23 protein-coding genes are annotated in these 19,453 nt (G+C 34.5%); 8 read left to right on the top strand and 15 right to left on the bottom strand.

Annotated elements, in window-relative coordinates; translation table 11 throughout:
• Positions 1-27: 27 nt before the first annotated feature.
• From AAGD74_RS06865 to AAGD74_RS06850, 4 genes are all read right to left on the bottom strand, one after another.
• Positions 28-723, bottom strand: coding sequence for an inositol monophosphatase family protein (locus tag AAGD74_RS06865; RefSeq protein WP_006279720.1), 696 nt, complete (start codon positions 721-723; stop codon positions 28-30).
• A gap of 8 nt (positions 724-731) precedes the next feature.
• The gene (gene efp, locus AAGD74_RS06860; protein WP_006279719.1) at positions 732-1,298 is read right to left on the bottom strand and encodes an elongation factor P; all 567 of its coding nucleotides are present in this window, start codon (positions 1,296-1,298) and stop codon (positions 732-734) included.
• A 62-nt stretch (positions 1,299-1,360) separates the two neighbouring features.
• Positions 1,361-1,867, bottom strand: coding sequence for a ribosome maturation factor RimM (gene rimM, locus AAGD74_RS06855; protein ID WP_006279718.1), 507 nt, complete (start codon positions 1,865-1,867; stop codon positions 1,361-1,363).
• 14 nt (positions 1,868-1,881) lie between these two features.
• Positions 1,882-3,057: an aspartate aminotransferase family protein gene (locus AAGD74_RS06850; protein ID WP_065094478.1), complete on the bottom strand. Its 1,176-nt coding sequence runs from the start codon at positions 3,055-3,057 to the stop codon at positions 1,882-1,884.
• Between the two features lie 66 nt (positions 3,058-3,123).
• Here AAGD74_RS06850 and AAGD74_RS06845 point away from each other — a divergent pair, with 66 nt between their 5' ends.
• The 3 genes from AAGD74_RS06845 (at position 3,124) to recF (ending at position 6,313) form a co-directional block, all read left to right on the top strand.
• A complete protein-coding gene (locus AAGD74_RS06845; RefSeq protein ID WP_341810637.1) occupies positions 3,124-4,542 on the top strand; it encodes a HAMP domain-containing sensor histidine kinase in 1,419 nt (472 codons plus the stop codon).
• Between the two features lie 189 nt (positions 4,543-4,731).
• Positions 4,732-5,199: a thioredoxin-dependent thiol peroxidase gene (gene bcp, locus AAGD74_RS06840; protein ID WP_006279715.1), complete on the top strand. Its 468-nt coding sequence runs from the start codon at positions 4,732-4,734 to the stop codon at positions 5,197-5,199.
• A gap of 16 nt (positions 5,200-5,215) precedes the next feature.
• Positions 5,216-6,313, top strand: coding sequence for a DNA replication/repair protein RecF (recF, locus tag AAGD74_RS06835; protein ID WP_338482577.1), 1,098 nt, complete (start codon positions 5,216-5,218; stop codon positions 6,311-6,313).
• Between the two features lie 281 nt (positions 6,314-6,594).
• Here the strand turns inward: recF and AAGD74_RS06830 are convergent, their stop codons facing one another.
• Together AAGD74_RS06830 and AAGD74_RS06825 are read right to left on the bottom strand one after the other, a co-directional pair.
• Positions 6,595-6,738: a hypothetical protein gene (locus AAGD74_RS06830; RefSeq protein ID WP_341810636.1), complete on the bottom strand. Its 144-nt coding sequence runs from the start codon at positions 6,736-6,738 to the stop codon at positions 6,595-6,597.
• A 268-nt stretch (positions 6,739-7,006) separates the two neighbouring features.
• Entirely contained in the window at positions 7,007-7,336 is a 330-nt protein-coding gene (locus tag AAGD74_RS06825) for a TrbC/VirB2 family protein (protein ID WP_338482578.1), read from the bottom strand.
• Positions 7,337-7,471: 135 nt separating this feature from the next.
• On the opposite strand from AAGD74_RS06825, the gene AAGD74_RS06820 reads away from it, so the two are divergent.
• Complete coding sequence (locus AAGD74_RS06820; RefSeq protein WP_006279712.1) at positions 7,472-8,287, top strand: YihY/virulence factor BrkB family protein; 816 nt, start codon at positions 7,472-7,474, stop codon at positions 8,285-8,287.
• Complete coding sequence (locus AAGD74_RS06815; protein WP_006279711.1) at positions 8,274-9,029, top strand: SDR family oxidoreductase; 756 nt, start codon at positions 8,274-8,276, stop codon at positions 9,027-9,029. The genes AAGD74_RS06820 and AAGD74_RS06815 overlap by 14 nt, the downstream gene beginning before the upstream one ends.
• Positions 9,030-9,153: 124 nt before the next feature.
• Here the strand turns inward: AAGD74_RS06815 and AAGD74_RS06810 are convergent, their stop codons facing one another.
• Positions 9,154-9,327 carry a hypothetical protein gene (locus AAGD74_RS06810; protein ID WP_167471214.1) on the bottom strand — a complete coding sequence of 58 codons (174 nt, stop codon included), beginning with the start codon at positions 9,325-9,327 and terminating at the stop codon, positions 9,154-9,156.
• Between the two features lie 138 nt (positions 9,328-9,465).
• Here AAGD74_RS06810 and carB point away from each other — a divergent pair, with 138 nt between their 5' ends.
• The 3 genes from carB to AAGD74_RS06795 all read left to right on the top strand — a co-directional run bounded on the left by carB (position 9,466) and on the right by AAGD74_RS06795 (position 13,797).
• Complete coding sequence (carB, locus tag AAGD74_RS06805; RefSeq protein ID WP_338976859.1) at positions 9,466-12,840, top strand: carbamoyl-phosphate synthase large subunit; 3,375 nt, start codon at positions 9,466-9,468, stop codon at positions 12,838-12,840.
• A 376-nt stretch (positions 12,841-13,216) separates the two neighbouring features.
• Positions 13,217-13,423 (top strand): hypothetical protein, encoded by a 207-nt coding sequence (locus AAGD74_RS06800; RefSeq protein WP_077188452.1) that lies wholly within the window; start codon positions 13,217-13,219, stop codon positions 13,421-13,423.
• Entirely contained in the window at positions 13,420-13,797 is a 378-nt protein-coding gene (locus tag AAGD74_RS06795) for a hypothetical protein (RefSeq protein ID WP_077188453.1), read from the top strand. Before AAGD74_RS06800 ends, AAGD74_RS06795 begins: the two co-directional genes overlap by 4 nt.
• Before the next feature lie 175 nt (positions 13,798-13,972).
• On the opposite strand, the gene AAGD74_RS06790 is transcribed toward AAGD74_RS06795, so the two are convergent.
• The 8 genes from AAGD74_RS06790 to rpoZ all read right to left on the bottom strand — a co-directional run bounded on the left by AAGD74_RS06790 (position 13,973) and on the right by rpoZ (position 19,409).
• On the bottom strand, positions 13,973-14,953 hold the full coding sequence (locus AAGD74_RS06790; RefSeq protein ID WP_010082050.1) for an SGNH/GDSL hydrolase family protein: 981 nt from the start codon (positions 14,951-14,953) through the stop codon (positions 13,973-13,975).
• Positions 14,954-15,093: 140 nt separating this feature from the next.
• Positions 15,094-17,046, bottom strand: coding sequence for an RNA polymerase sigma factor RpoD (rpoD, locus tag AAGD74_RS06785; protein WP_341810635.1), 1,953 nt, complete (start codon positions 17,044-17,046; stop codon positions 15,094-15,096).
• 138 nt (positions 17,047-17,184) lie between these two features.
• Positions 17,185-17,496, bottom strand: a complete 312-nt coding sequence (locus AAGD74_RS06780; protein ID WP_006279706.1) for a cation:proton antiporter subunit C — start codon at positions 17,494-17,496, stop codon at positions 17,185-17,187.
• Positions 17,493-17,912 carry a Na(+)/H(+) antiporter subunit B gene (locus AAGD74_RS06775; protein ID WP_338482584.1) on the bottom strand — a complete coding sequence of 140 codons (420 nt, stop codon included), beginning with the start codon at positions 17,910-17,912 and terminating at the stop codon, positions 17,493-17,495. Before AAGD74_RS06775 ends, AAGD74_RS06780 begins: the two co-directional genes overlap by 4 nt.
• Entirely contained in the window at positions 17,905-18,432 is a 528-nt protein-coding gene (locus AAGD74_RS06770) for a DUF4040 domain-containing protein (RefSeq protein ID WP_006279704.1), read from the bottom strand. The genes AAGD74_RS06775 and AAGD74_RS06770 overlap by 8 nt, the downstream gene beginning before the upstream one ends.
• A gap of 1 nt (position 18,433) precedes the next feature.
• Positions 18,434-18,721 carry a monovalent cation/H(+) antiporter subunit G gene (mnhG, locus tag AAGD74_RS06765; protein WP_338482585.1) on the bottom strand — a complete coding sequence of 96 codons (288 nt, stop codon included), beginning with the start codon at positions 18,719-18,721 and terminating at the stop codon, positions 18,434-18,436.
• 6 nt (positions 18,722-18,727) lie between these two features.
• Positions 18,728-18,973 carry a monovalent cation/H+ antiporter complex subunit F gene (locus tag AAGD74_RS06760; protein ID WP_007548527.1) on the bottom strand — a complete coding sequence of 82 codons (246 nt, stop codon included), beginning with the start codon at positions 18,971-18,973 and terminating at the stop codon, positions 18,728-18,730.
• Positions 18,974-19,001: 28 nt separating this feature from the next.
• Entirely contained in the window at positions 19,002-19,409 is a 408-nt protein-coding gene (rpoZ, locus tag AAGD74_RS06755) for a DNA-directed RNA polymerase subunit omega (protein WP_341810634.1), read from the bottom strand.
• Positions 19,410-19,453 lie beyond the last annotated feature (44 nt).

Raw genomic sequence — 19,453 nt, 5'->3', positions numbered from 1 at the left:
ATTGTAGGTAAACATAAATTACTTTAGCTATAGTTTTATATCTCCAGCAATGATTAGCCCGTTGTCTTCCGTTAGCCTTCCACCGCTTTCTTGCAGAAAAAGTCTACCGAGCAAGGCTTTATATTTGTTAACTCCAGAGTAAATTATTCCACTGTGCCTTCCTGCCGCAAGGTATGCAAAGCCTAAAATTGTTGAACCTATGGAGCGTACATTACTATTGCCAGGCAGCAATTTATTTAACAAATTACCACTTACATCTATTAGACCCCCTTCACGGCTTTTCACTCGCATTTTTACATGACGAGATCTAAAATCCTCAAGAAAAGCACCTTTCTTTTCTTCTGCCCAAAAAGTTTCTCTAAGAGCCGGAGCATCAATTACAGCTGCCACAACTTTATTTTTATGAATGAGACAGACTGATACTGCAAAATAAACCATGCAACTAGAAAAGTTCTCCCTGCCCTCTATAGGCATAATAAACCAGGTATAAGTGTTATCTTTTACTTCTTGATCAGTATCATCTTCAAAAATAAAACCATAGTCTCGTTTGTAGTCGTGCAAGCAATCGTATATGGTTTGCTTGGATTTTGAATAAGTTTTATTAATAAAGTCTGCTGATTTAACATTAGAAATTTGCAATTCATTAAAATCGCGCATAAGCTGCTTGGAAGCATTACGCACAGAATCAAGCATCACATTAATTCGTGGTGATGAGAGGGACATTCTTCCTTTTACTCTTTCACTCTTTCATAATAGCTGTCACCTGGAGTATATACTACAATTTTATCCTCTTCTTTTATAAATTGAGGCACGTTAACGCGCATTCCGTTTTCCAAAATTGCAGGCTTATAAGAAGCAGTAGCAGTTTGTCCTTTAATAACAGACTCTGTTTCTTTCACAGCAAGTGTAACATAATCAGGCACATGCGCAGAAATTATTTTGTCTTGATAAGCTACAACTTTAATTTTCATGTTATCCTGTAAATAAATTTTTTTTTCTCCCAATAAGTCCAAATTTATAGTGATTTGCTCGTAATTACTTGGATGCATAAGATTTACAATGTTTCCTTCAGTGAAAAGGTAAACATATTCCTCTTCATCTAAAATTGCCCTTCTGATTGTTGCATCAGAACGAAATCTTTCATAGTGTTTTGCTCCGGTTTTGATGTTTTTCATTTCGGCTTGTATGTATGCACCACCTTTACCAGGTTGAGTATGCATAATACCTACAACCAAAAATAATCCGCCGTTATGTTCCAACACCTGACCTGGTCTGATATCGTTAGCTCTTTCTGCCATAATTACATTTTCAATTTGATCTTATAATTATAAATAGCTTTATATAAATATCAAAGTCTTTATTAGTCAATAAATTCTGGTATATTTAATACTATATACCTCCCCTTTATATTTATATGTGGAAATATCTCTTTAGTGAAAGACAGCATAATACGTTTTTTTGTGCTGATAACTAAAATTTCTAATATATCCCCTGAGCCGAAATTATACACAGATTTTACATAGCCATATAATTCATTACTTTTCAGCCTTACTTCCATATCTACAAGGTCACTTTGGTAAAATTCATCCTCATCATTTAGCTCTGGTAACTTGCTTCTTTCTATATATAGCTTCTTATTCCTTAAAAGCTCTGCTTCATTACGGGAATTTACTCCGCTTATTGTAGCTATTACTAAATTATCACCTATGACGGATACTGAGTCTATTTTATAATTCTCATCACCACTTATTAGCTTACCATATAAGGAGATATTTTCAGGCTTTTCAGTAAAGGTTTTTACTTTAACAGCTCCTTTAATTCCGTGAGGAGAGGTAATAATTCCTAAGCATACCAGATTGTCGTTCATATTAATGCAAGTATCTAATCAGAAGATTTCTCAGATAAATATTGAGTCAAAATCTCGATGCCTTCATCAATCTCTTTTTCAGTGATAATGAGTGGAGGTAAAATTCTCACAACGTTGTCTGATGTTACCCCAACAGTAAGCAAGCCGCGATGACTTAACTCTTCTGCAAACTTTTGATTGTCTGCTTTCACTTTTATTCCAAGCATTAACCCTTTCCCTCTTACTTCCTCTATTATTGGAAATTTACTTGCTAAGTCTTCTAGTTTATTTTTTAAGTATTTACCTCTAATTTCAACATTTTTCAAAAAGCCGGGGCTGAGCAATTCTTCGAGCACAGCATTACCTACTGAGGTTGCAAGCGGATTGCCACCAAAAGTGGAACCGTGCATACCAACTGCCATATATTTAGCAGCCTTTTCAGTTGCAAGACAAGCCCCCAGCGGAAACCCCCCGCCTATTCCCTTTGCAAGAGCACATATATCAGGTTCCACTCCTATATGTTCGTATGCGAATAATTTTCCTGTCCTACCAGCACCGCATTGTACGCAATCAAAAAATAACAATATGTCATTTTCATCACACAGCCTTCTTAGTTCTTTCATAAAGACTTCATTCATTACTTTGATACCACCTTGCCCTTGTATTGGTTCTATTAATATAACGCCTATACCACTTGAAATTGCTTTCTTTACGCTCTCAATATTGGGCTCGATGTTATCACACCAATCAATGTAGGGATTTAGTAATTCAGAAAATTTCTGTTTATCGTTTGTAGCACAAGTTAAAAAGGTTCTTCCATGAAATGCACCATGAAATGTTAAAATTCTGTGACGATTTTTATTGCCTTTTCCATTTTGATAGATCCTAGCAATCTTAAGTCCACATTCTACTGCCTCTGATCCAGAATTTGAGAAAAATACAGTGTCAGCGAAACTATTGTTTATTAATTTTTCTGCAAAATTATTGGCAGCAGGTATATTATAGGTATTTGATATATGCCATAATTTTTCTCCTTGCAATTTAAGAGCACTAATTAATCGCGAATTAGTGTGACCTAAGCTACTAACGGCTATTCCGGAGTGAAAATCTACGTAGCGCTCACCATCAACATCATATAGGTAGATACCTTTGCCATGAGAAAAATTTATATTAACAGGAGAATAAACTGGCAAAATAGGAGAAATTGTCATAAAATATTATATGCTAAATTTTATTATTAATAACATAAAAGCCGTTGTTTCGCAATGAGTAAGGATATGTATAAGATAGGTAAATTAATGTTTTCTGCACTGGGGAAAAACAAATACACAAAAGTTATCGCATTATTCTCATCAATTTTTATGATTTTATTCAGTGTGATATATTGTAATTATTTACTAAGGAGTAATTTCCTTTCTTCTTACCGTGATTCAAGTGTAAACTTAAAAAGCGTACTGGAAAATGGCATAATAAAAAAATACCATTATTTACTAATAGAAAAGCATCACATTAAATACAAAAATTTTGACTACATAAACCAACTAGTAAAACTACGTGCTGAATTATTACAATCAGTGAGCAAAGTAAAGGATTTCAGCTTAATACTGTATGATCAAAACGGCAGAATAATATTCAGTAATTTTAACACTCAAGATTATGATTATGAACAGTTACTTACAAACGATGAAATTGATAAACTATTAAGTAACCAAGAAATATTTTATACTACAGGAAATACATTAACTTCTATTTTCCCTATATTCCATGAAAATAGCGCTAAACCGTCGTTTTTTTTGAAGATTCTTCGAAGCTACAATAATTCTTATGTTATAGCATATGGCCTATTTTTAGGCTTATTATTAATAATTTTAATATTAATAATGTTCTATTTGCACTTTTCTAATACCAAAATGCTGGCCAAGCAAGATAAAACTAACATTGAATTACAGCAGATAAAAGAGGCATTAGAGCAAGAAAATGCAAACAAGCTAAAGTTTTTTGCAAGCGTTACACATGAGTTACGCACACCTCTTAATGCTATTATTGGATTTGCAGAGTTGATCAAAAATGAAACTTTAGGTTCAATGGATAACTCTCAATACAAGGAGTATGCAGACGATATATATAATGCAGGGACGCATTTACTTGCTTTAATTAACGATGTGCTCGATTTTTCTAAAGCTGAATCAAGTAGTTTAACAGTAGAAAAAGTGAAGTTTAACCTGAACAAAATAATTGATTCATGCATAAATATGCTATTACCTAAATTAAGGGAAACTGAGATTAATTTAAAAAAAGAGATAACTAATAAGCAATTATTAGTTATTGCAGATCCTAAGAGAATGAAACAAGTTATAATAAATTTATTATCAAACTCAATCAAATTTATCCCAAAGGGTGGTTTAATAAGAATGGTGGTAAAAGAAAATATAGAAAAAAACTTATTAACTATTGAGTTTCATGACAATGGAATAGGGATAATGCAGCAGGACATATATAAAGTTATGTCTGTTTTTGGCCAAGCAGATTCGGGGTATAGAAACGAAGGTACGGGCATCGGATTGCCGCTAAGCAAGAAATTAGTAGAGTTAATGGGTGGAACTTTTGACATTAAAAGTGAAGCAAAACTTGGTACTACGATAACATTGAACTTCTTTTATGAAGAACAAACATGTGAAGATTCGATTGATTTTTAATAGGATCTATTTGATATGGCCTTACATCAGACGAAAACCACACTTTATCAAAAGCGGCAAGCCGAGAAGGTAGGCAGAAATTCATCAATAAGCCCCCATCAAGAATCTTATCTGTTAGCTATATATAAAATTTGATACTCTGACTACAATATACTACTATAGATAGAAGTGTTATTAATGGAGCAAGGTATGGAATTAGCAGTAGGAAATAATGCACCCGATTTTAGCTTACCAACAGATTCTGGTGAAAATTTATCACTGAGTGAATTTTTTGATAAAAAAAATGTAGTTCTTTATTTTTATCCTAAAGACGATACTCCGGGTTGTACAATGGAGGCAAAAGGCTTTAGAGATAAAATAGATGATTTTTCTTTCCTTGACACAGTGATAATTGGTGTATCAAAAGATAGTGTTAGATGTCACACTAACTTCAAAGCAAAATATTCTCTGCCGTTTTCTTTAGTTTCTGATGAGAATGCTGAAATGTTGGGAAAATATGGTGTTTGGGTAGAGAAAAGTATGTTTGGCAAAAAGTATATGGGAATAGAACGCACTACTTTTTTAATAGATAAAAAAGGTAAAATAGTGAAGATCTGGAAAAATGTAAAAGTTAGTGGACATGTTGATGAGGTTCTGGAAGAAGTAAAGAGAATATAAACTAAAGAATAGGTTAATGGCTACCCATTGCTACATAAAAAAGCTGAAATTACATAATTTTCGTAGCCACTCAAACTTTGAACTGGATTCAGATGGTAGCTCAGTTGTAATAACTGGCAAAAACGGTATTGGTAAAACTAATATACTTGAAGCAATCTCGTTGCTTGCTAAAAGCAATGGAATGAAAAAAGCAAAAGCCAGTGAGATACAAAATAGATTCAGTAATGAAGATTGGATAGTGCACTATGATTTTTTTAATGGAATGGATTTTAATTCAATTGGTATCGCAAAGAGTTTTGATAAGAAACTAATACAAATTGATGGAAAAACGCAATCGAGTTATTCATCTTTGTATAAGATATCCAATGTAATATGGCTGATTCCACAAATGGACTATGTTCTTCTTAATTCTCCAAGTGACAGATTAAAATTTTTAGACCGTATAGTCTCACTGTTTGAGGAAAATTACACTTGCTGCTACATGAAATATAGAAAAGCTAAACATGAGCGAAGTAAACTATTGAGGGAGAACATTTTGAACAAAAACTGGCTCTCTAGTCTTGAAAACATAATGGCCGTTAATGCAGTTAGTATTTTACGTATGCGATCGTCTGTTTTAAAGACACTACAAGACACAATTGATAACCATTCCAGTGAGCTTTTTCCGAAGGCAAGTTTGAAATTCAGCAGCCAGCTAACTTTGAACGATACTGCAGAATATTTTCAGAATCGTCTAAAGGAAAACAGAGAAAAAGACTCATTGACTGGTAGAGTAACCTTTGGTGTGCATAACGATAATTTTCGGGTTTTTTGTCAAAAAAGAAACGTACCAATAAATCTGTGCTCCACTGGAGAACAAAAGTTATTACTGCTTTCTATTATTTTATCCAGTGTAAAAGCAAGGTGTATTCATTACAATAAGGCACCACTTCTTCTACTTGATGATATAATGTCTCATCTGGATAAACATTACAGAAAGGCGTTAATGGAGGAAGTGTTAAGTATTCAATGTCAAACTTGGATAACTGATGTAAATCAAGATAATTTCAATAGCTATCTTTATTCTTTCAAGTTTTTTGAATTATCAAATGAATTAAATGCAAAACCTACTTGACAAACTCCGCCAGCCCTCTTATCATGAAACTGAGGCTATTTATTTATCTTCGCAATCTGTGCAGGTTAATGACAAAAAACTTAGGGTATTTGGCGTCTCATGTTTAATTTTTCGCACTACGTGCATCGCATGTCTTTAAAAATTTTTAGGTTTTTACCTATATAAGCCGAAACGCGCTTACAAAGCGTTTAAGACAGCAAAAAACGTCAAATTGACAAGGGAGAATTTGAATGCTAGCTACTACGGGATTTCTTTGCCTTTTTTCCTGCTTAGTAAATTTCTTAAACACTTGCGGTGTAGGTTAGTTGCAAGTTAAAAGCAGCTAAATCGCTCTTAATCAAGCGTTTTAGAATAAAAAAACGCCGATATTTTAGTACATAGTAAATAGCCAACCACCATGGGGCTTCTTTTGCCTTTTTTTTCATTTGGTAAATTTCTTAAACATTTATAGCTAAACGACAACCGTCATCCTGCTGCTTGTTAGCTGATGAGATACCGCGAATGAATCGCGGTATGACGGTATGCGGCGGCATGACGATAAGCCTTGTCATTCTAGCGCGTGGCGCTGGAATCCAGACTTTAACTGATATGATTACAGAAAGAGAATTTATTAGGTAGTCATAGACACTGAAAGTGGTAAAACTTACCACTTTCAAGTAAAGAAAACTACGTTTGTGCCTCCAACAATTTCTATTACCTATCTACTACTGCACCGTTTTTACAAATCACACCTCCTGGTGTTATTTTTGAAACGACTACAGGAGCGCCAAAAAACACAGCAGTGAATGCACCGAGTGCAAAAAGCGCTGGCCACGGCATTCTGCCGAATATTGCAAGCAACGCTGCACCAATGATCACTATTGTGATCATTGGTCCACCTATGCCATGAGTATAGCCTATTATATTGCATATCACCAATGATGTTGTATCATCTGTATCAACAAAAGTAGTACTTGTAGGAAGAGCACCTGCATCAAACGCAAAGGAGAGAATTAAAGCTACAAGTAGAAGAAAATTTTTCATTATGCCTCCGATAATTTCTGTTTCATATTTGATTATCTATCACATTGATTAAGTTTAAGTAAATGGTGAGGATTTTTTGCTTAAAAGTATCCTTTATTTCATTTAGAATACTTTTCTTGGTTCGTTTATATTACAGTGCTACAGAAATTTTACAGCATCGTTTATTGCCTTTATCGTGCTTTGATTGACACAATTCATAATGATGGAGTGGAGCATGCAGGGTATTTATCATTTTTAATTCTGTTATCAATATTTCCTTTTCTCATCGTTTTAATGGCTGTGGCGTCAACATTCGCAAATTTTTTAGACCAGTACAACATTGGCTGGGTATTTATCATTGATAACATGCCACAGGATATTTTATCATCTTTGATGCCGCGTATTAGGGAGATAATATCAGGCCCGCCGCAAAGCTTACTAACTTTAGCAATTGTAGGTGCTGTTTGGACCGCTTCATCGACAATTGAAGGGCTTAGAACAATACTCAATAAGGCCTATAAAGTTCCGGTTTCGCCGCCTTATATATTAAGAAGAGTACTAAGTATATTACAATTTTTAGTAATCACGCTTATTATAACTCTAACTATAGTGTTTTCTACACTAGTACCAATGCTAATTGATTTTTCCTATCAGGGGCTAAGTTATACTAGGTATTTACTTATTGAATTTGTACTTTTCACAGTAGTCTCTTGGCTATATTTTATGTTACCAAACATAAAACAAAATTTATCAGACGTATTTCCTGGATCTTGTGTAGCTGTTATTCTTTGGACGATTTCTGCTTCAGCTTTTAAGCAATACTTAAAAGCTTCCTTTGACCAACTGGATTTGATATATGGAAGTTTAGGTGGTGTGGTAGTGTCATTACTATTTTTTTATATGCTAAGTTTGATTTTTATATATGGAGCAAAATTCAATTTTCAGCTAAAATATTTCAATGGATCTCGCTAAGGAGAAAGAAATGGGTAAGTTAGAAGGTAAAGTAGCTTTAATCACCGGAGCTTCAGGTGGAATAGGCTCTGCTGTTGCAAAAAGGTTTATAAGAGAAGGTGCATGTGTGATTCTGATTTCAAGATCTCTTGATAATCTCAAGCCACTATATAATGAAATTGAAGAGCTTGAAGAATTTAAAGAAGGCTCTGTGAAACTAATTCAGCTTGATCTTCTAGACTTTGAGAATGTAAAGATACTGACAAACATGATAGAAAGCCTGAAATTATCAGAATCTGGAGCACTTGATATATTAGTTGCGTGTGCTGGAATTTTAGGCAAACTGAACCCCATTCATGACTGTGAGATTGAAGAGCTACAGAACGTAATGAATACAAATTTTACTGCCAATTGGTACTTACTAAAAAACTTAGATCCAATGCTAAAAAAGTCTAATGCTGGAAGAGCGATATTCATGACCTCAGAAGTGACACTTTCTCCTTCCTCTTATCCATATTGGATGCCGTATGCTGCAAGTAAAGTTGCACTAGAAATAATGGTGCAGATATATGCATCCGAGACAAAACATACAAAATTATGTGTAAATGCTGTATACACGGAAGGACCTGTGGGTAGTGAGCAGGCATTTCCTGGATCTGAATTGGTGTCACCTGATAAACTAACAGATAAATTTGTGGAATTAGCTTCTGAAGACTGCAGCATATCAGGAAAAATCTTACCGCTCAGCAAATCTCCCGAATAAATTACCATAGTATCTGCAAAGATACCGTTAAGCCCACAACTGTATGAACATTGTGATTTGAGAGTAATCTCCACTAGGAAGGATGTCATCCCAGTGCCTCTATGGTGTCATTCCAGTCTGGAATCTAGTCTTTATTATGCAGCCACTTATTTAAAGTTAAGTTTTCTGGATCCCAGACTGGGATGACACCTCTGGGCACTGCCGTCATAAAGGAACCAGTGTCAGCTACTTGAATGACATCATTTGCTGTGCAATTTACCTTCAAAAATGAATGTTTGTACAGCTGTGTGTCAAGCACTGGAATCTGCCACGCAAATTGCAATGTTCGTACAGTTATGCGTCAAGCCTAAAAGTAATTAGCTAATAGGTTTAATAAAAATTCACATATACAGGAAAGATTGGTAACATTACTTGAATAGAGACCGTTATTGTAATTATGCCGAAACGCACAGATATAGAATCTATATTAGTAATAGGAGCAGGCCCAATAGTTATAGGTCAGGCATGCGAGTTTGATTATTCCGGAACGCAAAGCTGTAAAGTATTAAAAAGCGAAGGTTATAAAGTCATTTTGGTTAACTCCAACCCCGCAACTATAATGACAGATCCTGAGTTTTCTGATGCGACGTATATTGAGCCGGTACTGCCTGAAATCATAGAGAAAATTATAATTAAGGAGAGGCCAGACGCAATATTGCCAACAATGGGCGGGCAAACAGCGCTCAATTGTGCAATAAAACTTGCAGATGATGGAGTGTTAGACAAATACAACGTAGAATTAATAGGGGTAAATAGAGAAGCAATAAAAAAAGCAGAGGATAGAGAGTTATTCCGCCAATCCATGGATAAAATAGGACTGAAATACCCCAAAAGTATCATTATAAAAAATCAAGAACAAATAAAAAAGGCTTTGGATTACGTTGGATTACCAGCAATCATTCGTTCATCATTCACTCTTGGTGGTGCAGGTAGTGGCATAGCATATAATAAAGAGGAGTTTTTCAATATCGCAGAAAGTGCTCTCAAAATTTCGCCAATAAATGAAGTTCAGATAGATGAATCAATTATCGGCTGGAAAGAGTATGAAATGGAAGTTATCCGCGATTGTAAAGATAACTGCATAATAGTCTGTTCGATAGAAAATGTTGATCCGATGGGAGTGCACACCGGAGATAGTATTACGGTTGCTCCTGCTTTGACTCTGCGTGATGCTGAATATCAACAAATGAGAAATGCATCTATAGCAGTGCTGAGAGAAATTGATGTTAGTGCCGGTGGTGCAAATGTTCAATTTGCAGTGAATCCTAAAGAAGATGGAAGCCTCGTTGTGATTGAGATGAATCCAAGGGTTTCTCGCTCTTCTGCACTTGCTTCGAAAGCAACAGGCTATCCTATTGCAAAAGTTGTAACTAAACTTGCTATTGGCTATTCGCTCGACGAAATACGTAACGACTGTGCTCCAATAATACCAGCAGCATTCGAACCAGTGATTGATTATATCGTCACTAAAATTCCTCGATTTGAGTTTGAGAAATTTAAAGGAACGAATTGTGAACTATCAACCTCCATGAAATCAGTGGGAGAAGTAATGTCTATAGGCCGCACTTTTAATGAGTCACTGCAGAAAGCTTTTCGTTCACTTGAAACTGATCTTACAGGACTTGATGAAGTGTTTCCTGAGAACATTGATATTGATCACGTAAAATCTCAATTAGCAAAATTGCTACCAAACAGATTACTGATTGCTGCTGACGCAATGCGCCACGGAATTAGCATAGAAGAAATAAATTCAATTACAGGTTATGACTTATGGTTTTTGCAGAATATACAGCAAATCATCTTGGCTGAACAAAAAATCAAGGAAAACGGCCTCCCTGGAACTGCATATGAAATGTTAGAGCTGAAAAAAATGGGATTTTCAGATGCAAGATTGGCGAAATTAAGCAATAAGAAAGTAGAGCAAATCGAAGAAACAAGAAAAAAATTTGGCATCAAACAAGTTTATAAGCGTGTAGACACCTGTGCAGCTGAATTTGAATCGAGCACTGCTTATATGTATGGCTGTTATGAGGGAAACATTACAAATAGGACAGAATGCGAAGCGGACATTTCTGACCGAAAAAAGGTTGTCATTTTAGGAAGTGGTCCAAACCGCATTGGTCAAGGTATTGAATTTGATTATGCATGCGTACATGCAGCTTCTGCCGCCAAAGAAATGGGGTATGAAACAATAATGATCAACTGTAATCCAGAAACTGTTTCAACTGACTACGATACCGCTGATCGTTTATATTTTGCCCCACTGATTGCAGAGGATGTGCTTGAAATACTAAGCAAAGAGCAAGAAAATGGCACACTGGTTGGTGTAATAGTTCAAATAGGTGGTCAAACACCTTTAAAGTTAGCCAAAGTGCTTAACGAGAGAGGTTTCAAAATTCTGGGAACTTCGTTTGATTCTATTGACCTTGCAGAAGATCGCATGAGGTTTAAAAATCTTGCTTTGCAACTTAATTTAAAACAACCTGAAAGTTCTATCTGCCATTCAGTAGAAGAAGCGTTAACCAATGCAGAAAAGGTGGGGTTTCCACTAGTAGTCAGGCCATCATATGTCCTCGGTGGTCAATCCATGTCGATTAGACACGATACTCAGAGCTTTAAAGAGTACGTCTTAGATCAAACTAAAATCTTTGAGCATGGTTCGCTGCTTCTTGATAAATTTTTAGTCAATGCAGTTGAGGTTGACGTTGATGCTGTATGTGATGGGGAAAAAGTTTTCATTGCAGCGGTCATGGAGCACATTGAAGAAGCTGGTATTCATTCTGGCGATTCAACATGCTCAATACCGACAAATACATTGAGTGACGAAGTAATAAAAGAGATCGAGCTCCAAACTGAGAGAATAGCATTAGCATTAAAAGTGAAAGGTCTGATAAACATTCAGTTTGCTGTTCAAGAGAATAGACCTCTTGCAGAACCTGTTTGTGATGAGAAATCTTTAGGAAAAGTGCAGGTGAGCACCACAGAATACTCGAATGTATTTGAGGAGCGCAGACAAGCTTTGACGACAAAATTGCCTTCAGAAATCGAGTTATGCAAGAGGTCTAGTGATGTATACATACTTGAAGTGAATTTAAGGGCTAGTCGCACAGTTCCTTTTATTTCCAAGGTAATCAATATTCCTATTGCAAAGCTTGCCACTCAGGTTATTTTGGGTAAAAAATTGAATCAGGAAAACAAGCCTTTCAATCATTTTGCAGTTAAAGCTGCTGTTTTTCCATTCACGCGTTTTTCGGGAATTGATACTCTACTTGGTCCTGAAATGAAATCAACAGGAGAAGTGATGGGAATTGACTCATCATTTGAAGCTGCACTTGCAAAAACGCACATGGCTGCAGGATACAAGTTACCAACAGAAGGAACAGCTCTGGTTTCAGTAAAAGATGATGATAAAGAGTATATATTGCCTGTTGTACGAATGTTGAAAGAACTGAGTTTTGAAATATATGCAACCAAAGGTACAGCTTCTTATCTGAATAATAATGGCATTGCTGCACAAACTGTAAATAAAGTGAGAGAAGGCAGACCCCACATAGTTGATATGCTCAAAGATGGAAAAATAAATCTAGTGATCAATACCTCAAAAGGTGTGAAATCAGTTTCAGATAGCAAAGATATCAGGAGAACTGCTATTTTGCAAAATATAGCTTACAGTACCACAGCTTCTGGGAGTAAAGCGTTAGTGCTTGCAATTCAATATGTAAAGAATAGCAAATTGGAAGTGAAATCATTACAGCAGATACAAAACGGTTAAATATCAAAACTAGAATAATTCACTCTCAAAATGCTAAAGAGAACATAATAAAAAGATGGAAATTTTGAAGGAAATAGTATACCTAAAGAATCAACTAGCGTAATTGAACAGCCAAATGCTACAACGAATACTCCACAATCTTACCTAGAGGACACTTCCCTTATATGTTAAGAACAAGTCTTTATAAATATCAAAGTAGTGATATTAAAGACACACAGAGAAGAGGAACCGTCACGCCCCTTGATTATAAGAATCGTTGTTCAGCAAGGTTCTCTTCTCTGGTTTATTATACTGAAAGTTCCGAACAACTGATTGAGCTTTTAGGCTCGTATATAAGGCTGGAAAATGCAGTATATGTTATTATTACGGAGGAATTATGAATTCATCAAACATTATTGCTGGCATTGATGTTAGCAAAAGTAAATTAGATCTCCACATTCACCCACTTGAGCATTATAAAATATTTGAAAACAATGTACAATCCATTGATGAAATGCTGGACTTTTTACGTTTGCATAATGTAACCAAAATTGGTCTTGAGGCAACTGGTGGATACGAAAAATTATGTGCCTATACTTTATGAGGTGTACGTCATTCAACCAAGGTGGGAGAGACTATGCTAAAAGCCTTGGTATTACCACAAAAACTGATAAAACAGACTGCAGTATCATCTCACGTTATATTAATAATACAGATATGCGTGTTACTCCTTTAACAGTTAGTAATGGTAATATTGATTGCTTGAAACAAAAATTATCTCGTAGAAACCAACTTGTAGAAATAGCAAAAATACAAAAAACCCAAATCCAACAGGTAACTGATACATCTATAATCAAACAAATAGAGGAACTTCTTGCAATTTTACGTAATCAAATTAAAACTTTAGAAGATGAAATGATTACATTTATCGATCAAAACCAAGAGCTTAAAAGAAAATATATATCAATAACTATATAGTAGCGGGATGACGGTTTTTCAAATTGTCGGTAAATCTAAGTCAGTTTAGCTATAGGCAGCAATTTTCTGTATTTATTTTAAATTGAAGAAAGCTCAAATGAAAGATCGTGTTTTGCTAAAAATCACAGAATGCAGTCTGGTTACTATTTAAAAGGATATGTTCAAAAAAACTGTGTCAAATCAACTCATACACTTCATTACCAACTTCATGATGAAGTTCCGCAGTTGGATGGAAATAATCAAAAAAGAAATAATCCTTTAGTGTTTCTTTGCTACACCCAGGGTTATAGTGAACGTCAAGTTCCCCTTTAAATATCAACTTTAAGAGTATTTTTATATTTTCTTTAAATCTCCCAACTTGGTCTGCAATGTTCGATGTGCATGCATCTTGACAATTTAAACCTTTGCTCTTGTATTCGCTAAACATACTTCTCATTTTAGAGTTAAGATCAAATGCTTTTATTTCAAGATTTGTACTTTTCTTCATATAATCTAAGCCTTTAGCCAGTTTTGCATTGAAACTCTCCGTGAGCTTTGTAGCTAGTTCCCTTGCTTCTTCATCTCTATTAAAAGCTGGTATTGAGCCAACTTCAGGTGCATTTGCAACAACTACATGCTTAACACCATGTTCATTTAGAACCTTAAGTGCATTACATATTTCACTCACTGCTTGTTCCAACACTTCTTCCGCTTTAGTATCGTCATAAGCAGTGGCAACCATAACATCATTTCCGCCGATTATGATGCAAAATAAATCTTCTTTACCTATATCTGGATGATGTTTAATTACCGCATCTAGCTGGTTAGCTAAACGAAATTTATTGAAGAAATAAGAAAAAATAGGGTCAAAAATTTCAGATGCTGTTGCATATGAAACTGCGTAATTCTGACCTTGCTGTTCGTGGCATCTCCCAAAAAATGAATAACTCCACCCAGGTTTAAATTCATCTAAATCTAAATATTTTGCTATATATTCAACAGCAGTAGGGCCATTGCTAAAAGATCTTCCTTGATAAAAAGGATCATCAAATTTTACGCTTTTTGCAAAGGATAAATTATTTAAAATTCCAATGATTGCGCCATTATCGGATAAGCTATCACCCAGAACATAAAAATTTCTATACTTTGAATTAGAATTGTCATTTTTGTTTGTCATAATATTTACCGTAGATTAGCATGTTGTTTCATTAGATTCATAGAAAAAGAAAAATAGCGGTGAAATTATACAACTTTGGCCTAACTTGCTCTCCACTTTTTCCGGGCAAAATCAGCTTTTTCTTAACTTGACACGTATACTTAAAAGAACCCTCTAAGTTTTCTAGCACGGCTTGGATGTTTCAACTTGCGCAGTGCTTTTGCCTCTATTTGCCTAATTCTCTCACGTGTTACATTAAAAATTTTTCCTACTTCTTCTAAGGTATGTTCCTTCCCATCTTTACCAAGGCCAAAACGCATTCTTAAAATTCTTTCTTCCTTTGGTGTTAAAGTTGCAAGAACATTGGTTGTAATGCCACGCAAGTCAGCAAGTATTGCAGCATCCTCTGGCCTGGAGACTCGCTTGTCTTCTATACAATCACCAAAGGTACTACTATCATCTTTTCCTGTTGGAGCTTCAAGACTTACTGGATCCCTTGCTATTTTCATAACTTTGCGTATTCTTTCCAGTGGCATTGTCAGTTCTACACTCAATTCCTCTAACGTCGGCTCTCTTCCCATCTCATGAGTCATCTTTCTTAATGCTCTGTTGATTTTACTGATAATTTCCACCATATGAACTGGTATTCTAACTACTTTAGACTGCTCAGGTATTGCTCTAGTGATTGACTGTCTTACCCACCAAGTGCCATAAGTTGAAAATTTATATCCACGTTTGTAATCAAACTTATCCACGGCCTTCATAAGACCAATATTGCCTTCTTGTATCAAATCAAGCAGATCAAGGCCTCTTTTTGAATACTTCTTAGCAATGGAAACTACTAGCCTTAAGTTAGCCTTAATCATTTCTTGCTTTGCTTCAGAGACTTCTCGTTCGCGTTTTTGTATTCTCTTGATTAGCTCCTTAAATTCTTGTACGTTATCTTCCTGTATATGCTGCTTAATACCGTTCAAGGTACTAGCTATATGTTCAGAGTTATCGTCTATAAACCTTAAAAATTTGTTTTTTAATTCACCTGTAAAAGAGGACTGATTTTCATTGATCTTTAAAAGACTTATCTTTTTCAATTCGTGCTTTAAAAGCACGTCATCATAAACTTTATAGAAACTTTCTCTATCGATGTCGTATTTTCTAGCCTCAGCAATAAGATTAGCCTCTTCAAGCGTAATGGATCTATTTATCTTATAAAGTTCTTGTGTAATTCTGGCAACAGCGGCATCACTTAACTTAATTTGTAATGCTATAGACCATATTTGATTATACAAATTTTCTAGCTCATTAGAGAAATTTTTAGAATTTTTTCTTAATATCAACGCTTCATTTGTTAAAGTAATTATCTCATCCAATGCAACTATGACCTTTGGCAATAAGTCACTTTCCATTTCAAGAATAGAAACATTTAAATTGACTGAACTTATATCTTCATTATTACCGTCTTTCTCATCATCACTTTTTTTACTATCTTTCTCATCATCACTACAGTACTCAGCATCTTCAGAAACATCCTCAGAATCCTCAACATCTTCAGCACTTTCTTCACTCTCTTCACTTTCTTCTTTGGGTACCACATTAAAATCAGAGTTATAAATTGCATCCAGATCTATAATTTCTCTCAGTAAGAGAGCTCCATTACTTAAATCATCACGCCATACTTTTATCACCTTTAATGTTACTGATGTTTCAATTATTGCACGTAACATGTTATGCTTTTCAGATTCAATTTTTTTTGCTATCTCGATTTCATCTGCCCTTGATAAAAGCTTTACGGAGCTCATGTCTTGTAAATAAATCCTCACTGGATCATCATTTTGTACTAAAGTTGCAGTAACATTTGGCGATGTGTCATCATCATCAAGTTTACTATCATCACTGTTGGAAGGAATATCTTCTTCATCTTCGCTACTTTCAAGCACATTAATTCCGGAATCCTGCAATAAAGATATAGCATCATCTATAAAGTCAGACGAAAAATTTTCATCTGATAATTTATCATTTATATCATCAAAGGTGATAAAACCACCCTTTTTTATACTCTTAGTTACCAGATCTTTGATAATTTTTTTCTTATCTTCTGCATCATTAATAGTTGACATCATTACCTTTATAGTTTATAACTTTATTTCTTATTAACAAACAAACTTACAACGAGCAAGTCTATAATTTTACTTTTAACTTGTGGCTATTTGTTACTTCATATAGTTTAAGATACTGTTAATTTATGTACACTTGTCTTAATCGATTGTTCCATACTTTTCTTCCATTTTTACTGCTATGGATAATCCAACTGAAAATGTTGCAATTCCAACCACTATAGCAGTAAGCATTAAAACATGGGGTATAGGATTGCTATATGAATAAAAATTTGAAACCAATATAGGAGGCAAGGAACTTTTTATATATCCTAGAGATATGTAAAATAACAAAACAGATGCTTGGAAGACGCTTACCCCTATCATCTTCTTGATTAAATTTTTATCGTTTATAATAATATATAAACCTAGCACCATTAATACAATAATAATCGTATAATTATATAAAGTCATTGTTTTTTCCTACGAGCAAAATTTATATATATAATTAACATAGAGGAGCAGACAGTAAATGCTACACCTAATTCCACCAAAAAAATACCTAATTTTTGACCGTTTCTATTATTGGTTAACAAGATATCATAAGATAAAAAATTTTGGCCAAGTAAAGTTGTTGCAACGCCCGTTCCTCCATAAATTAAAATACCTAACACGTTATTCAATCTAATCACAGAATAAGGTATTGCTTTTAGAGTTGTAGATACACCAAATAGCATTGAATATAATATTATCCCGGAGGCAATAATTATTCCTGCTTGAAAACCTCCACCCGGAGTGTAATCACCGTGAAATTGTATGTATAAACCAAATAAAATGATAAAAGGTATCATCAAAAATGTTACTGCATTTAATATCGGATCTTTAATCATTTTCTTTTTCTTCTTTTAATATCAACGTTATACAAAGCGCAGCAGTAAAAACTACTATAGTTTCTCCAAACGTGTCATAACCACGAAAGCTTGCCAAAATAGCTGTCACTATATTAGGAATACCGGTAGCTTTTTCGGTATTTTCCACATAATAAGGAGCAACATGCAAGTGGATCGGAGCATTGTGGCTGCCAAAATCTGGCAATTGAATCATAAAATATGACAAACATACAGCCAGAAATAACATAAAAAAAAGCGTTATAGGGTTATGAGATAGATTTACTTTATGATTCTTTATCAAGGAGAGTGCTGCAAACGTAAAAACTGTACTGAGCCCCGCACCAACAGAAGCTTCAGTAATTGCAACATCAGGTGCATTCATAATTAAGTGTATAAGCGCAATCAGTGAACTAAATACACACATTAGAACAGCACTTACGACTAAATGTCGCGAGAAAACTATAAAAACCGTAACTGTTAGTAACAACAAAAGTAACACTACATTTAATATTTCTAACACCTTAGCCTTCTTTAACAGTTTTTTTCTTAACTTTATAATGAGTGCGCGCTAAAATATAGCTATTAGTTGAGTTAGCTAACCATATTATAAAAATTAATAATACTATTTTAACAGTATTGATTGAAAATCCATTCTGCAAAGCAAAACCAATTAACAATAACGTTGCACCGCTAGAATCTGTAATACCTGCTGCATGTAACCTAGTATAGAAATCAGGAAATCTGATCACCCCTATATTTGAAATAATTATCAAACAAATACCTAAAAATATGAAAATGGATCCTATCATAAATTATCAAAACAACATTAATCTCATTAGTGCTATAGTTGATATAAAGCTAACGCTAGCATACAACAATGCTATATCAATTAAAAAAAAATTATTCAGAATGATTGATATTGCTGTTATAAGTACAACTACTTGCGTTGAGAAATTATTGAACGCTAAAACCTTATTGTACACATCATTTGACTTAGACACTATGCAACACAACATTACACTCATACAGAACAACAGTGTATAGATAGCAATGCAAATCATTTAAAGACTATGTAACTTCAGTAGATTTCTAAACGGATACTTCTTCATCGCCATCTTGATCATTTATTTCATCATCTATTTCACCATCCACTTCATAATCTTGGCTTTCTTGACTTGCATCAAGGTCTGTGTTATCAGAAAAATTTAATAAATTCGCTAGCTTACTTGTATTACTGCTGTAAACATTATTCATATTTCCTTTCATGTATTCCTTGCATCTACCTACCAAAAGGCTAAACAGCTCATGAGTATCCACCTGTTCTCCTGCTATTTCATGTAAGGAAACTATGGTATTTTTATGACCTTTAAACTTAGCTGCTTGAATTGGATTACTTGCCCCTGTATTTAAATCATGTGTTCTTTGACTTGCCAACAGAACCAATTTGAAACGGTTACTTACCCGTTCTATACACTTTTCTACAATAGACTCAGCCATAAGATACTACCTTAATAAGTTTTATACTATATCACAAAAAACAA

Source organism: Wolbachia endosymbiont (group A) of Campoletis raptor (assembly GCF_964026755.1).
GTDB lineage: Bacteria > Pseudomonadota > Alphaproteobacteria > Rickettsiales > Anaplasmataceae > Wolbachia > Wolbachia pipientis.
The sequence above is the reverse complement of the archived record's forward strand: the minus strand, read 5'-3'. Positions and strand labels throughout refer to the sequence as shown.